The 15,316-nt window shown below is 63.9% G+C and carries 17 protein-coding genes; 3 read left to right on the forward strand and 14 right to left on the reverse strand.

The genetic code is table 11. The annotated features are described in order from the left end of the window. Window positions 1-438: 438 nt before the first annotated feature. Window positions 439-813, reverse strand: coding sequence for a LysR family transcriptional regulator (locus DXT74_RS22740; RefSeq protein ID WP_231138248.1), 375 nt, complete (start codon window positions 811-813; stop codon window positions 439-441). A gap of 148 nt (window positions 814-961) precedes the next feature. On the opposite strand from DXT74_RS22740, the gene DXT74_RS22695 reads away from it, so the two are divergent. From DXT74_RS22695 to DXT74_RS00015, 3 genes are read left to right on the forward strand one after another with little or no spacing between them, the layout of a single operon-like run. After that, complete coding sequence (locus DXT74_RS22695; RefSeq protein WP_196783800.1) at window positions 962-1,156, forward strand: hypothetical protein; 195 nt, start codon at window positions 962-964, stop codon at window positions 1,154-1,156. Next, complete coding sequence (locus DXT74_RS00010) at window positions 1,153-2,112, forward strand: diguanylate cyclase (protein WP_196783801.1); 960 nt, start codon at window positions 1,153-1,155, stop codon at window positions 2,110-2,112. The genes DXT74_RS22695 and DXT74_RS00010 overlap by 4 nt, the downstream gene beginning before the upstream one ends. Window positions 2,113-2,151: 39 nt before the next feature. Further along, window positions 2,152-2,715: a hypothetical protein gene (locus DXT74_RS00015; RefSeq protein WP_194427047.1), complete on the forward strand. Its 564-nt coding sequence runs from the start codon at window positions 2,152-2,154 to the stop codon at window positions 2,713-2,715. A 10-nt stretch (window positions 2,716-2,725) separates the two neighbouring features. Here the strand turns inward: DXT74_RS00015 and DXT74_RS00020 are convergent, their stop codons facing one another. The 13 genes from DXT74_RS00020 to DXT74_RS00080 form a co-directional block, all read right to left on the reverse strand. Continuing rightward, a complete protein-coding gene (locus tag DXT74_RS00020; protein ID WP_370551735.1) occupies window positions 2,726-4,621 on the reverse strand; it encodes a polysaccharide biosynthesis protein in 1,896 nt (631 codons plus the stop codon). Continuing rightward, window positions 4,618-5,085: a GNAT family N-acetyltransferase gene (locus DXT74_RS00025; protein ID WP_194427049.1), complete on the reverse strand. Its 468-nt coding sequence runs from the start codon at window positions 5,083-5,085 to the stop codon at window positions 4,618-4,620. The genes DXT74_RS00020 and DXT74_RS00025 overlap by 4 nt, the downstream gene beginning before the upstream one ends. Continuing rightward, window positions 5,082-5,747, reverse strand: coding sequence for a sugar transferase (locus DXT74_RS00030; protein ID WP_081556566.1), 666 nt, complete (start codon window positions 5,745-5,747; stop codon window positions 5,082-5,084). The genes DXT74_RS00025 and DXT74_RS00030 overlap by 4 nt, the downstream gene beginning before the upstream one ends. Next, window positions 5,744-6,907: a DegT/DnrJ/EryC1/StrS aminotransferase family protein gene (locus DXT74_RS00035; protein ID WP_043594544.1), complete on the reverse strand. Its 1,164-nt coding sequence runs from the start codon at window positions 6,905-6,907 to the stop codon at window positions 5,744-5,746. Before DXT74_RS00035 ends, DXT74_RS00030 begins: the two co-directional genes overlap by 4 nt. 109 nt (window positions 6,908-7,016) lie before the next feature. Beyond that, entirely contained in the window at window positions 7,017-7,541 is a 525-nt protein-coding gene (locus DXT74_RS00040; protein WP_194427050.1) for a transposase, read from the reverse strand. Window positions 7,542-7,583: 42 nt separating this feature from the next. Next, window positions 7,584-8,843 (reverse strand): glycosyltransferase family 4 protein, encoded by a 1,260-nt coding sequence (locus tag DXT74_RS00045; RefSeq protein WP_194427051.1) that lies wholly within the window; start codon window positions 8,841-8,843, stop codon window positions 7,584-7,586. A 3-nt stretch (window positions 8,844-8,846) separates the two neighbouring features. Next, on the reverse strand, window positions 8,847-9,941 hold the full coding sequence (locus tag DXT74_RS00050; RefSeq protein WP_194427052.1) for a glycosyltransferase family 4 protein: 1,095 nt from the start codon (window positions 9,939-9,941) through the stop codon (window positions 8,847-8,849). A 58-nt stretch (window positions 9,942-9,999) separates the two neighbouring features. Next, a complete protein-coding gene (locus DXT74_RS00055; RefSeq protein WP_194427053.1) occupies window positions 10,000-11,094 on the reverse strand; it encodes a glycosyltransferase family 4 protein in 1,095 nt (364 codons plus the stop codon). Next, complete coding sequence (locus DXT74_RS00060; RefSeq protein ID WP_114154913.1) at window positions 11,087-11,668, reverse strand: acyltransferase; 582 nt, start codon at window positions 11,666-11,668, stop codon at window positions 11,087-11,089. Before DXT74_RS00060 ends, DXT74_RS00055 begins: the two co-directional genes overlap by 8 nt. Continuing rightward, on the reverse strand, window positions 11,665-12,933 hold the full coding sequence (locus DXT74_RS00065; protein ID WP_194427054.1) for a lipopolysaccharide biosynthesis protein: 1,269 nt from the start codon (window positions 12,931-12,933) through the stop codon (window positions 11,665-11,667). The genes DXT74_RS00060 and DXT74_RS00065 overlap by 4 nt, the downstream gene beginning before the upstream one ends. A 4-nt stretch (window positions 12,934-12,937) precedes the next feature. After that, complete coding sequence (locus tag DXT74_RS00070) at window positions 12,938-14,035, reverse strand: DegT/DnrJ/EryC1/StrS aminotransferase family protein (RefSeq protein WP_194427055.1); 1,098 nt, start codon at window positions 14,033-14,035, stop codon at window positions 12,938-12,940. A 149-nt stretch (window positions 14,036-14,184) separates the two neighbouring features. Then, window positions 14,185-14,760 (reverse strand): acyltransferase, encoded by a 576-nt coding sequence (locus DXT74_RS00075; protein WP_043636172.1) that lies wholly within the window; start codon window positions 14,758-14,760, stop codon window positions 14,185-14,187. Window positions 14,761-14,774: 14 nt separating this feature from the next. Continuing rightward, window positions 14,775-15,308 (reverse strand): DUF4337 domain-containing protein, encoded by a 534-nt coding sequence (locus DXT74_RS00080; RefSeq protein WP_043636175.1) that lies wholly within the window; start codon window positions 15,306-15,308, stop codon window positions 14,775-14,777. Between the last annotated feature and the right edge of the window lie 8 nt (window positions 15,309-15,316).

The raw sequence follows: 15,316 nt of genomic DNA on the forward strand, positions 1-15,316 counted from the left end.
TGATCACGTAAAGGCGAATGTCCATCTCCACCTGCCAGGACTCGTCGCCGGCTGCCGCCAAACAAACCCTCCTGCGTCTCCCTGCGCGCTGAGCTTTCCGGCAAGAAAGCCAGGCCATGCCCTTCCAGCACCATGTGCTTGAGGCCTCGCCATATCGTGTTCATAGCGCAGCGCCAGCTTGGCCGGCTGTGGAGCGGACTCTAGGATTAGATCGCTCATCAGCCGGAAATAGGCGTTGCTTGCATAGCGAGAAAGGGCACCGGCTGCTGCGCCTGCGGGCAGCGGATAGCGCGCGGACGGCTCTGCGCTCGAGAACGGCTCACCCTCAAAGCCCAGTTAGTACTGGATAGCGGGCTGTCGGTCAAACTCCAACGGCTGCTTGGGGGGTGTGGTAGCACACAATAGGTCGCTGCCGCCTCCACGAAAGCCAGCAGCGCGTCATGCACATTGCTGGCCTGCAGCTACAGGGCAAGGCGCCGTAACCGCTCTGCGCCTGAGACAGCCATTTGGGAAGAAGGAGAAGGAGAGCGTGTGCGGCACCGCGAACTCCAGCGTGCCGTCAGCCAGGGGCTGCAAACCGCGCAATAGGGCGCGGCTGGTGTTGAGCTGGGACAGCATGGCCACCGCCTGCTCGCGAAACAGCGCTCCGGCCTCGGTCAAACGCGTAGGATAAGTGGTGCGGTCGATCAGGTCGGCTCCAAGCCAGCTCTCCAGCGACTTGATCCGCCGCGAGAACGCCGGTTGGGTCAGATGGCGCAGTTCCGCCGCGCGGGTAAAGCTGCCGGTTTCCGCCAGCACCAGGAAGTCTTCCAAGCCACCGGGTTTCCATCGCGCTGTTCCGCTAGATTGATCAGGAGTTGCGATAGTAGCGCAAACGCAGCGCAAGCCGGCGACTTTGACCTGCTGCAAACCCAAAGTCATAAACCGGGTTAGAATAACGCAACTATCTGGCACCATCCGCATGCATATTACTCACTTCATCTGGCAAAAGCTGCTGGGCCTGGCGCCCGGCGAGATCCAGAGCGGCGACACGCTCTGGCTGCTGAGCCCTCGCCAGCACATGCCCTTGCTGACTCAGCGACGCGCGCTGATGCTGGTCAACCGCTGCCGGCTGTTCGCCATCCTGTTCTCCGCGCTCACCCGGCTTGGGCGGTGATCGACTTGCTGACCCTGCCCTATCCGCTGTCGCTACAGCTGGCGGCGCTGCGCTTGCTGGTCTCCGCCGCCTTCGTCGCACTGGCGGTTTGGCAGCCGATGGACGGCCGCCTGCCTGCGGCCTATCGCGGCATCTCGCTCTTGTTCGCCATCCCCACCCTGTTTTACATCGCCTCTCACTTGATGCTGCGCCGTTATCATCTGGAGGGCTTGTCCGCCGCCATCGGCGCCGGCTACGCCTTCCTCCCCTTCGTGCTGCTGGCCGGGCTGGCGATCTTTCCGCTGACGCTGCTGGAGAGCCTGGCTTTCGCCAGCCCGGCCTTGCTCGGCTTCGTGCTGACCAGCCTGCTGGACCTGAACGGCGACAACCTGCCCGGCTTCGGCGGCGAATTCTGGCTGCTGTCTCTGCTGGCCGGCGTCTCCGCCATCGCCAGCGTCAGCCAGTTGGCCTTCATCATCGTGCTGGTCAACCAGGCGATACGCGACCCGCTGACCGGAGTCTTCTCGCGCCGCAGCGGCGAGGAGATGCTGGGCTTGCTGGAATTACAGGCTCAACGCAGCCGACAGCCGCTGAGCCTGGCCTTTATCGATCTGGATCACTTCAAGGCGATCAACGACCACTACGGCCACTTGGCCGGCGATCAGGTCTTGCGCCATTTCGCCGAGCTGATGGAAGGAAGGCTGCGACGCAGCGACGTGCTGGTGCGTTGGGGCGGCGAGGAGTTCGTGCTGCTGATGCCCGGCGCACAGCTGGTCCACGCCGCCCAGGTCATCGCCCGGCTGCGCGCTCAGGGCCTGGGCGAGCGGCCTGAAGGCCTGCCGCTGAGCGCCAGCATCGGCGTGGCGGAGCTGTTTCAGGATGGCTGCGCCGACTGGCGCGCGCTGGTAGATCTGGCTGATACCCGCATGTATCGGGCAAAGCAAGCCGGGCGCAACCAGGTCGTGATCTCCGACTGACGCTTTACCCGTCGGGCGAGTTTGCTTATCGTTGACGGCATGACCGTTCTCACCGCCTCGTCCCGTCCCCGCCCTCGTGGCGTCGCCGCCGCGCTGCTGCTCAGCCTGTTGGCCCATGGCGCGCTGCTGTGGCTGGCCAAGCCCGGCGGCCGCCCGAACGCCGATGCGGCCCCGCCGCTGCGAATACAGCTGAATCCGCCAGCTCCAGCCATTGTTCCGCCCCCGGCGCGCGCCGTCGCGTCCGAGCCCCCTTCCCGAAAACCTGCTGTGGCGCCGAGGCATCCGCCGGCCGCGGCGCGGATACACGCGCCCGTCCCCGGCGAGCGTCGCAATCAAAGCAGGCTCGAGCGAAACCAACGCGAAGCTTCGGCCCCGAGCCCGGGCTTGACCTTGGGAGGCCTGCGCCAGCAAGTGCGCGAACAAGCCGCCGCCGCGCCGGAAAAAATCAGCCCGCTGCAGGCAGACCCCGCCAAAACGAAATTGGCCCGCTCTATTGAGCGGGCCGAAAAACCGGACTGCAAGACCCGTTACTCCTCATTTGGCCTGCTAGCGATCCCTATCTTGGCAGTGCAAAGCGCGCGCGAGGACGGCTGCAAGTGGTAGGCCGCTAGCCTCACGAAGCCGCGTTCGCCAGCGTCACCCAGTCCTGAGTGGCCTTGGCGGCGTGGAACTCGCGTACCGCTTTTTGCAGCAAGGCAAACGCCGCGGGCGCGTCAAGACGCCGGCAAGCCTCGTCCATGCTCGCCAGCACATCCCGCATTTCCGCTTCCGGCAGGCAGTATTCCTGAGCGCGCATGATGCGCTCGTGATCCGTGGCCAGCACGTTGTCGCCGATCAACAGCTCCTCGTACAGCTTCTCCCCCGGCCTCAGGCCGGTGATGCGGATCTCGATGTCGCCGCCGGGCCGGCTCGCGTCCTTCAACTCCAGGCCGGACAGATGGACCATGCGCCGCGCCAAGTCGATGATGCGCACCGGCTGCCCCATATCCAGCACAAACACGTCGCCGCCGTCGCCCATCGCGCCGGCCTGTATCACCAGCTGCGCAGCTTCCGGAATCGTCATGAAATAACGGGTGATGTCGGCGTGGGTCAGCGTGATTGGTCCGCCTGCCTTGATCTGGGCGCGGAACAAGGGCACCACCGAGCCGGAGCTGCCCAGCACATTGCCGAAACGCACCATCACGAAGCGGGTGGCGCTGCCGCGCGCGTGCCGGGTCTGCAGCGTCAGCTCCGCCATGCGCTTGGTGGCGCCCATCACATTGGTGGGCCGCACCGCCTTGTCGGTGGAAATCAGCACAAAGGTGTCCACGCCGCAATCCTCGGCCGCGCGCGCGGTGGTGTCGGTGCCAAACACATTGTTGACGATGCCGGCTACGGGATTGTGCTCCACCATGGGCACATGCTTGTAGGCGGCGGCGTGATAAACGGTATCCACCTTGAAAGCGCGCATCACCTGCACCAGCCGCTGGTAATCGGTAACCGAGCCCAGGACCGGCGTGCGCGCCGGCGAACCCGCGGCGCGATCCAATTCCTGATCGATGGCGTACAGCGCGTATTCGGACTGCTCGAACAAAATGATGCGCGACGGCTGGTTCTTGGCGATCTGGCGCACCAGTTCGGAGCCGATGGACCCGCCGGCACCGGTGACCATCACCACCTTGCCTCGGATATTGCGCGCCAGCAGATCGGGCTTGGGCGGCACCGGGTCTCGGCCCAACAGGTCTTCGATCTCGACCTCTTTCAACTCCTCCACCTTCGCCTCGCCGGACACCAGGTCCGCCATGCCCGGCAAACGCTTGATCGGCACTCGCAGCAGTTCCAGGGTCTCCAGTATCTCCCGCTGACGGCTGCGGCTGACCGAAGGCATCGCCAACAAAATGCTCTTGGCCTCCAGGTCTTTGACCAGCTGCGGCAGATCACGCGGCGGATGTACCGCCACGCCGCGGAAAGTGCGGCGATGCAGCTCGGGATTGTCGTCAACAAAGGCCATCGGCCGATATTCGCGGCCGGCTTGCAAGGCCAACATCAACTGCACGCCGGCACGACCGGCGCCGTAGATGATCACGTGCTCGCGCGGCGCGTCCACCGCGTCGATGCGACGCACCAGGCCGCGCAGCAGAAAACGGCTGCCGCCGATATAGGCCATGGCGAACACCCAGAAGATGATCACCGAGGTGCGCGGCATCGCCCAGATATGGGCCATCTGTAGCACCGCCTGCAACACCAGCACCGACAAGGTCACCCCGGAGAACACGGTCAGGATGATTTTGTCGTCCAGATATTTGAGCACCGCGCGGTACAGGCCCAGCTTGATGAAGATGGGAATCGCCCACAGCGGCGGCACGATGAAAATCCACAAATGCGGATTGAGCTTGGGGTCCCAATAACCGCCCAGGCGGAGGAAAACCGCGCTCCACAGCGCCAGCGGCAACAGCAGCGCGTCCATCAGCGCCAGCATCGCCATCTTGTTATGGCGGGAGAAGGCGAGCAGTTTTTCAAACATGGTCATTCTTTCGCGTCCGGCGGCCGTTGATACAGCGCATCCGGGCAACATTCCTCATTATCTTGGCCATCGCTCAGGCTCAGCAGCGCGAAGCCATGCGTCTCGTAGAAACGGCGCGCTCCCAGATTGGCCTGGAACACGAACAGCCGGCAGGCCGGCGCCGGGGGCGACAACAACCGTTGCAGCAGCATTCCGCCGACGCCCACGCCGCGATGTCCGGCGCGGACATATAACTGGTCTAGCCATAGCACATCGTCTTGCAGCGACGCGGCGGCGAAGCCGGCGATATCGCCGTTCCGTTCCGCCAACCATGCTCCGCCGGACGGCAATAGCGTGCCGGCGAACCAGGCTCTCACCTCCGCCTCGGCGTGCGCCAACGGCGCGTAGTTCATCTCGCTGCGGCAGTCCAGATAGATATCCGTTAGAGCGATGGCATCGGCGGGTCCGGCCAAGCGGATGGAGACCGTCATCGGCTGACGATCTTCATCAGCGTGGCGACGATGATGCGGACATCTTCAAATAAGCTGTGGCTTTCGGCGTAGCGCACGTAATACGCCAATTTTTCCGGCAATACCTGCTCAATGTAGGCGCGCTCCGGATCCTTGGCTCGGCCCAGGATTTCGTTCTCGTCTATCATCTTGATCGACGCCCAGTCGGTAATGCCGGGGCGCACCGACAACACGATGTCGCGGACTTCGTCCGGATAGTGGGCAACGTACTTGGGCACCTCGGGCCGCGGGCCGACCAAGCTCATATCGCCAAACAGCACGTCGATCAACTGCGGCAGTTCATCCAGCTTGGTCTTGCGCAACAAGCGGCCGGCGCCGGTGACGCGCGCGTCCGCGCCGACGGTCAGTTGGCCGTGTCGCTCGGTGTCCACCTGCATGGTGCGGAATTTGTGGATACGGAACAGTGTGCCGTTCCGCCCCACACGTACCTGGCGGAAAAACACCGGCCCCGGCGAATCCAGCTTCACCCACAGCGCCACCGCGAGCAGCGGCAGCGCCAGCACGGCCAGGCCCAGACCCGCCGCGACGATGTCGAAACCTCGCTTCAGCAGCCGCGAACCATGGCGGCGCGGACGGCAGCACGGCGGCAGCAAGCCGCCGCGGTCTGAACCACGCTCGCTCATGCGCTCAGAATCTCGCGCACCGCGGCGATGACCCGGGTCTGGTCATCATCCGTCATCCGGGTGTACAGCGGCAAAGTCACTTCGGCCTCGAAGGCGGCGTCGGCCACCGGGAACTGCTCGCGCGTCAGCTGATAGCCATCGCGCCACACCGGCTGGCGATGCAAGGGAATGAAGTGCACCGAGCAACCAATGCCCTTTTCCGCCATCCGAGCGATGAAATCATCGCGGCTGACGCCGGCTTCCGGCTTGATGCGCACCGGGTACAGGTGCCAGGCGTGGTTGCTGCCCGCGTCCTTCGGCCGCGCCGGCAGGATCAGCGGCAGGTCGGCCAGCTCGCGGTCGAAGCGCTGGGCCATCCCCTCGCGCAACTCCTGGAAGCGGCGGATCTTCTTCAACTGGTGGATGCCCATTGCCGCGGCGGTGTCCGGCATATTGTATTTGAAGCCAGGCGCCACCACTTCGTAAAACCAGGCCGGGGTCTTGGACACATAGCGGTCGAAGGCGTCGCGGCTGATGCCGTGCAGACGCATCACCTTGCAACGCGCGATCAAGTCCTTGTTCTTGGACACCACCATGCCGCCTTCGCCGGTGGTCATGGTCTTGTTGGCGTAGAAGCTGAACACGGTGACGTCGGAGTCCAAGGTGCCCACCAGCTTGCCCTTGTAATAAGTAGGCAGCGCATGGGCGGCGTCTTCAACAACCTTCAACCCATGCTCGCGAGCAATGGCGATGATCTCGTCCATCTCGCAGGCTAGCCCGGCGAAGTGCACCGGCATGATCGCCTTGGTCTTGGCGGTGATCGCGGCGCGGATCGCATCCGGGCTGATGTTGAAGGTGGCCGCGTCCACGTCCACGCATACCGGATGCGCGCCCAGGTAGCGCACCACTTCGGCGGTGGCGGTGAAGGTGTAGCTGGGCACGATGACCTCGTCGCCAGGGCCGATGCCGATCGCTTCCAGCGCCAGATGCAGGCCGGCGGTGGCCGAGTTGACGGCGATCGCCTCGACGCCGTCGCCGATGAATTGCGCGAAGTCGGACTCGAACTGCTTGGTCTTGGGACCGGTGGTGACCCAACCGGAACGCAGCGCGTCGACCACTTCGTTGATCTCTTCCTCGCCGATGTCCGGCAAGGCGAACGGCAGGAATTTTTGTTCGCTCATATCACTCTTTTCGCTATCAGTTAAGCGCATGGACACATCAAGACTTGTTCATGCGACCTTGCAAACCCAGTAGGGTGGGCAAGGCCAAGGGCTTGCCCACGCACAGCGCTCATTCCCCAAACACGCCGCCTTCCGTCTCTCCGGCCCAATCCAGCGGCAGGCGGCCTTCCCGCACCCAACGATGGAAACTGGAATACGGCCAATCCCTCACCCTATCCACCAGCCCATGTTTGAGCGGATTGCCATGGATGTAATCCACATGGCGCTGCAAATCGTTTAAATCCGCAATGGTATGCTCCCAAAACCGGCGTTGCCAGATCCCTTTTTCCCGCTGTCTGAGCTTACTCAAGGTCCGATTTCCCGCCGCCGGCAGAGCACGGCTGAAACCGGACTTGATCCAGCCCCAGCGACGCGAATAATCGGCGTCCTCCTCCGGCAAGGTCCAGATCGCGTGCAAATGATCGGGCAGCACGCATATCGCCACCGTTTTGAAAGGCAAAGCTTGGCAAACCTGGCGGTAAATCATGCGCAAATTCTCTACCCGCTCCACCAGCAAGGATGAGCGTCTGTCAGCCAAGCTTAGGGTAAAGAAGTATGTGCCTCCCTCCAACCTGGAGCGACGATAGCGCGACATATGCACCTCCTCGACCTTGGCCCCCGCCGCCGTGTGGGCAAATCAAGATTTGCCCACCCTACCCTGGGCATCATCAACATGCACCGCTAGTAAAAACCGCCGCGCCAGTACCGCGTAATCATGGTGTTCCAGCACATAAGCGCGGCCGGCCACGCCCATCGCTTCGCGTTCGGCTAAAGGCAGCGCCGCTATCCGCCGCGCCGCGTCGGCGATCGCGGCCGGATCCTCGGCGCCCACGCTGATGCCGGCGCCGGCGTCCTTCACCATATCGTTGCCGGCCTCCACCGAATGGATCACCGGCTTGCCGGCCATCAGGTAGTCGAACAGTTTATTGGGGTTGATGCCAAAGCGATAGATCGGCAGTTTGCGCCAGCCTATGAACAAGGCGTCCATTTCAGCGAGGAAGCCCGGCACCGCGCGCTTGGCGATGGCCGGCAGCAACATCACATTGTCCAGCCCCAGTTCGGCGGCGCGCGCCGCCAAGGCCGGCTTGTCCGGCCCGTCGCCGACCAGCACGAAGCTCAGCGGCGCGTCCTTGAGCCGGGCCGCAGCCTCCAGCAAGTAATCCAACGCATTAGCCAAGCCATGCCCCCCGGCATAGCCGATCAGGAAACGACCCTGCGCTTTCAGTTCCGCCAGCCGCATCCGGTGCTCGGCCGGCAGCGCCTCAGCCTCCCCCCGCCATTCCCCAACATCGACGCCGTTGGGAATCACCACGTACTTGGCCGGGTCCATGCCGTGCGCCACCATATAGTCCTTGGCGCAGGGCAGCATGGACACCACGGTGTCGGCCTTGCGATAGCCGAAATCCTCGGCCCACTGCAGCAGGCGGATGAAGGGATGCTTGGGCGACATGCCGCCCACCTCCACCGGCGTCAGCGGCCACAGATCATGCACCTCGTACACCAAGCGCGCGCCGGTCTTGGCGGCGATCCAGGCCGCCGGCACCGTGTCCAGCGGATAGGTGGACGAAGCGATCACCACGTCCGGCTTCCAGTGTTTCCGATAAAGGCCGGACAAGCCCATTACCCGAGCCAGGAAGCTGAAGATATTGAGCACGCGGCCCACGCCGTTGCCCTCGTAAGGACGCGTGCGGCACCAGGTGTAACGGATGCCGTCGATATCCTCGTCGCGATATTTGCCGTCCACTTGCGGGTGGGTCTGACGCAGATGGGACACATCGGCGGCCAGCATATTGACTTCGTGGCCGGCCTTCACCCATTCCCGCGCCAGATAGTAGGGGCGGAATTCCATGCCATGCCGGGGGCTGCCGGCATAGTGGTTGATGTAGAGAATTTTCATGATTTACAAGGTCGCGTACAGCTTGACCAGCTTGTCGGCCTCCGCCGCCCAACTGTATTTGTTCAATACCGCCTGCTTGCCGGCTTCGCCCAGCGCGCGCATGCGCGCTTCGTCAGCCATCAGTTCGTTGACGGCGGCGGCGATGGCCGCCGGGTCCTGCGGGTCCACCAGCAGGCCGCAGCCGGCGTCGTCCACGATTTCGCGCCACACCGGAAAATCCGACGCGATCACCGGCATGCCGGCGGCCATGTATTCGAACAACTTGATCGGCAAGGCGTCGACATAATTCGGCGTCGGAAACAGCGTCACCAGGCCGATCTTGCTCTTGGCCAGCACCTCGGCCACGCCCTTGCGGTCCAACACGCCCAGGTCATTGACCCGTGCCCAGCCGGGCCGGGCAGATACCCGAACCTTCAGGTCGCTCTCGCTCCACGGCCCGGCCAGATTCAAGCGCGTCGCGGTATCCGGCAGCGCCTCGACGATGGGTTCGATGCCGCGGATGCGCGAGATGCCGCCGATATAGCACAACTCGTTGCGGCGCTGTTCCCACGGCGTGTCGCGCACCAGTTCTTCCAGGATGGGGAAGTTGCACACGTCCAGCGCGCGCGCGCCCAGTTTCTCGAAGCGCTTGCGGATGTGCGGCGTCGAAGTCACCACCGCGTCGAAGCGGCGCGCCGCCCAGTCCTCCAGCGTTTCAAAGCCGCTGGACACCAGGGGCCGCACCGCGCCGGGTATCCAGTGCTTGGCCAGGATCTGGCGCGGCACGTCCTCGTGCACGTCGTAGACCACCTTGATGCCGGCCTGCTTAAGGCGCAGCGCGGCGGGGATCAGCTCCGGGTCGTGAAAGTGGACCACGTCCGGGCGCAGCTTCAGCGTCGCCTGGTAGACGCGCTTGACGGTGCCGGTCATCCGCGCCAGCCGGCCACCGGATTTGGGGCCCACATCGTGAAAGCGCACGCCGCGGTTGATCTCCTCGCCCTGGCCGTCGGCCACGATCAGCGTCACCTCATGCCCTGCCGCGGCCAGGCTCGCGCACTCCTTGACGAAGATGCGGATGTCGTGACGGGGATGAGCGGAAGTGAGATGGGCAATTTTCATATTAAGCTCTGTTTTGCGGCCGTCCGGCCCGCAACGATCTCGGGCCCGCGGCAAAATCCTAGTTGTCGGAACCCAGCAGTTCCCGGTACAGCCGGGCAAAGCCGGCCATATTCGGCTGATGCAGCCCCTTGTCTGCCACCAGCCGGCGATTGAGCCCGGCGGCCTCGTCCAGCTTCGCGTCCTCGCCGGCCCATTCCATCGCGCGCAGCAAGGCCTCGTCCAAACGCCCCACATCCTCGGCGATCACGCCGTTGAGGCCGTCTATCACCCATTCGCCGTTGGCCGGCAGATTGGACAGCAAGGGCAAGCAGCCGTGGCCCATCGCTTCCAGCAGGCTGATGCTGGTGGCGTCCGAGCGCGGCACGCTGACGAAGACTCTGGACTCCGCGTACATCCGCCCCAGCGTCGCGCTGTCGACGAAGCCCGCGAAGTCGACACGTTGCAGCCCCAGCTCGGCGGCCAGGCGCCGCAGCGCTTCGGTTTCGCTGCCGCTGGCGGCCACGGTCAAGCGCCAATCGCCAAAGCGATCGCCGCGTTCCACCCTCTCCCAGGCGCGCAGAATGGCGTCGATGCGGTACAAGGGCTTGTGCAGCCGGCAGGACAGCACCGTCTTGCTCTTGCCCGCGCTGGCCGCCGGCGCCGGCATGGCGTCCATGCCGTAATTGAGCAGGCGGATGCGGCAGCCCTCGCCGGCCAGCTCGCGGATCTTCGCCGCCATGTGCAGCGAATCCGAGGTCATCGCGTCGGCGGCGGCCAGATTGGCGCGCACCATCGCCCGCATCAGCGGGTTGCTGTCCGGCAGCAACAGCACATCGGAACCCCAGGCGGTCAACACCATGGGCAAGCCCAGGCTGGCGGCCGCGCGGCTGCCGTGCCAAGCCACGCTATTGGCCTGGTGGATATGCAGCAGCCGCGGCCGCGTCTCGCGCAGCCAAGCGCGCAAACGCCCCGCCGTGCCCAGCGCCGCCAGGCGGAAATCCACTTTCAGGCTGCCGGCCAGCAAGGCGGCCACGTCCGCCGGAATCTCGCCGTTGCAGGCCAGGAATAATTGATCCACATGCGGCGCGATGCCTCGCAAAAAACGCCAGGTATGCACCGAGGCGGACCCCACCACCGCAACGCTGGCGATCTTGCTTCTCACAGGCTCAGTCATGCGCCCAGGCCTCGTACAAGGGCAGCAATTCCGGATGCTCGTCCAGCCATTTGGCGTCCATCTCGCGGGTATCGCCCACTACCCGCGCCGGGTTGCCGGCCAGGATGGCGAAATCGGGATAAACGCCGGCCGGCACATAACTGTAAGCCGACACCATGCTGCCCTTGCCCAGCTCCACGCCCGGCATCAGCACGGAGTGCGGGCCGATGAAACTGTACGGGCCCAGCTTGGTGGGCTTTTTCAGATAGCCCACGTGATTGTTGCTCTCCAGGTAGCGGTCGCCATACAGGCGAATGGCCACATGGCTGGAGTGGGTCAACAGCGAAACATAGTTGGTGATCTGACAACCTTCGCCGATATACAGCCCGCCGGAGGCGTCGATCAGATTGAAATGGCCGATGTAGACGTTGTCGTCCACCATCAGCTTGCCGACATGTTCGATGCGGGTCATGTTGGACACCCGGGTGCGTTTGAGGAACACCCCGTCGCCGCGGGTGAATCCATACACCATTCTGGGCTGCACCCACGCCGACAGGCGGAAACGGATGCGGCGGAATAGAGCGTGCCAATTCATCGGGCTGCCTTGTAAAGCCATGAAAAATAAGCCAGGAAGTACGCGGCCATCACCACCGACACCAGTTGGAAGGTGGTCACAGCGTCGTTCCACAGCATGAAACCGGCCCACATCGTGCCTAGAAACAACACAGCCTGCAGCAAGGACCACAGAAAAGCCTGGCGCTGGCGATTGATCACCGGCGGCACCATGCCCAACGGCGAGGCGACGAAGTGGAACAGGATATAGAGCGACATCGCCTCCGCATAACGTCCGGCGGTAGCCCAGTTCTGTCCGAACACCAGCGAGAACAAGGGTTCCCCGGCCAGCTGTATCACCAGAAAGGGCAGCAAGGCCATGCCGCCCAGCGTCAGCATCATCTTGCGCAAAATGGGCCGCAGCGGCTGGCGCTGATTGCGGGCGTCGGCCAGCTCGCGATAGGCCACTTGCGCCACCGCCTGGCCTATCAGCGCCGCCGGCAGCTTCAACACACGCATCATCAGGCCGTAGAAGCCCACGGAGGCGGTGCCCGCCAGCATGGTCAGCGCCACCAAGGTCGCTGAATCCAGCAAGGCAGTGCTCAAGGCGTGCGGCGCGTTGATCTTGGGAAACTCGATATAAGCGCGCGCCACCTCGCGCATGTCGACGCGGCTGAGCTCATGACGCCAAGCGAAACGAGCCTTGATGTCTTGCCAGGTTTGCGCCAGCAGGGAGCCTAGCTGGCCGGCCAATTGGCCCAGAATCAGGCCGGCGGCGCCGGCTCCTATCCAGCCCAGCCCCACTTGAGTGGCCGCCATGCTCAAGGACTGCAACATGCGGCCGTTCGCGTTGGCCTGGTAGCGTCGATGACGGTTGTTCCAGTTGGTCCAGGCTTGCATCAAGCCCGCCAGCGCCACGGACAACGGCAACAGCAGCAACCAGGGTTCCAGTTCCGGCGCGCCCAGATGGCGGGCGATATGGACGTTGCCGTCAAAGGCCACCACCACGCCCACCAGCAAAGACAGAGCCAATGCGCAGGCGATGGACAAGCCCATCAGATTGCTGGCCCGCCTCTCCTCCGCCGGCAGCACGATGGCCATCTCGTAACGCGCGGTGGCCAGCACCGCCAGCGTGGACAGCCATGAGACGTAGACCGCCTGCACCCCCACCTCGTGCGGGTTATACAAACGGGTGATCAGCGGCGACACCAGCAACGGAATCACCTGCGCCACCGCCGCCCCGGTGACCAGGGTGATGATGTGACGGATGAAGCCGCTCTTGGGCAGGCGGGACAGCAACAAGCTCATGCGCTCAGGCCAGCGCCTGTTTGACTGCGGCGACGATGGCGTCTTGCGTCGCCTCGTCCAGGAAGGGATGCATCGGCAGACTCATCACCCGGCGGCCGGCGGCCTCCGACAGCGGGAAGCTGCCTTCCGGCAGGTTCAGGTGAGCGAAAGCCGGCTGCAGATGCAGCGGAATCGGGTAATGCACGGCGGTGGGCACGCCCAGCTCCTTCAACTTGGCCTGCACCGCTTCGCGATCATCCACCTCAATGGTGTACTGCGCGTAAACATGGCTGTTGCCTTCGGCGATCACCGGCACCCGCGCCACGTCGCGCAGCAGCAAGCTGTAGCGCGCGCCAATACGTTCGCGCGCCGCCACTTCGTCCGCGAAGCTGGGCAGCTTGGCCAGCAGCACCGCCGCCTGTATGGTGTCCAAGCGGCCGTTCAGGCCGATGATGGGATGGTGATAGCGGCGGTCCTGGCCGTGCACGCGGATCTCGCGCATTTTCTTGGCCAGAGCATCGTCGCTGGTGAAGCAGGCTCCGCCGTCGCCGTAGCAGCCCAGGGGCTTGCTGGGGAAGAAGCTGGTGCAGCCTATGGTGGACAGGTTGCCGGACTTCTTGCCGCGCTGGCCCGCGCCAAAGCTCTGCGCGCCGTCCTCGATCACCGCGATGCCGTGTTTGGCGGCGATGGCGTTGATGGCGTCGAAATCAGCGCACTGGCCATACAGGCTCACCGGCATGATGGCGCTGGTGCGGGGCGTGATCGCCGCTTCCAAGCGCGCCGGATCCATGTTGTAGCTGACAGGATCGATGTCGACGAACACCGGCTTGGCGCCCAGCAAGGCTATCATCTCGCCGGTGGCGATGAAGGTGAACGGGGTGGTGATCACTTCGTCGCCGGGACCAATGTCCAAGGCCATCATCGCGATCAGCAGCGCCTTGGTGCCGTCGCAAACGCCGATGGCGTGCTTGGCGCCGGTGTACTCAGCCAGCCTCTGCTCCACCTCCTTCACTTCCGGCCCCATGATGTACTGGCCGTGGTCCAGCACCGCGTGGATGCGGGCGTCGATGTCGGCTTTCAGGTACTGGTACTGCGCTTTCAGATCAATGAACTGGATGGACATAACGGGATCAACCCCAAATCAATTTTTTGAAAGATATCGCATCAATCGCGACACGCAGAACAACCGAGCAGCGCCCTGAGGCAAGGCGCGCCAGCGCAGTCAGTACCCCTGTACGACAAGCCGGCGCAAGGCCTCATCAGGAATGCCTATCAGTCGTTCTTGAGCGGCGAGCAGTGATTGCCGCCCACCTCGTAATGCTTGCCGCAGGCCGGGCAGCTATGGGTGCCGATGTCGTTGGCCAACCTCTCCCCGCAGGAACACATCCAGCCGATGCGTTTGGCCGGCGTGCCCACCATCAGCGCGTAAGCCGGCACATCGCGGGTCACCACCGCGCCGGCGCCGACGAAGGCGTACTCGCCTATGGTGTGGCCGCACACTACAGTGGCGTTGGCACCGATGGACGCGCCTCGTTTCACCAGGGTGCGGCGGTACTCATTCTTGCGCGCGACATGGCTGCGCGGATTGTTGACATTGGTGAACACCATGGACGGGCCGCAAAACACATCGTCCTCCAGCGTCACCGCATCGTAGATGGACACATTGTTCTGCACTTTGACGTTGTCGCCGATCAGCACGTCGTTGCCCACGAACACGTTCTGGCCGAAGGAACAGCCCGCGCCGATCTGAGCGCCGCCGCAAATATGGACCCAGTGCCAGACGCGGGTGCCCGCGCCGATTTGGGCGCCGTCGTCAACAATGGCGCTGGGGTGTACGGTGTATTCCATGTCGGGAACCTTGTTCAGAAAAACAGAAAAAAGCCATCGGCGAAATACACGAGGCCGAGAGCGCCGATGGGCAAGCCGGCGTACCAGATCTGCTTGCGCTTGAACAAGCCCGCTATCGATGAAACCAGAATAGCCACCTGCAAGAAGATCACCGCCATGCCAAACGGTTTGCCCTGGCGCTGCGCCTGGTCGCGTTCCTCTTCCAGCCGGCGGGCGCTCTGCTCGATCTGCTTGCGCTCTGCCGCGTAGCGCCGGGCTCGCTTGTCGGCCTCTGCCACCGCGGCCTGATAGCGCTCTCGCTTGGCGGCGTCGGCGGCAGGCAGCGTGTCCAGTTCCAGTTGCAGGCGATCACGCTCAATCTCGTATTGATTGCCCTTGATTCCCTTGGCCTGATAATAGGCCCATTGATCGGAAGCCTGAGCCTGCGCGATCACGCTGCGGGTGGAATAGCCGCCGCCTTTGAAGGTAGACAGCGTAGCGCACACCGCCAGAATCACGGTGCACAATGCCAGGTAATTAAGCCAGGGATCTTTCTTTTCTTCCGCCATCGCTAACC

Source organism: Chromobacterium sp. Rain0013 (assembly GCF_015291765.1).
Lineage (GTDB): Bacteria > Pseudomonadota > Gammaproteobacteria > Burkholderiales > Chromobacteriaceae > Chromobacterium > Chromobacterium haemolyticum.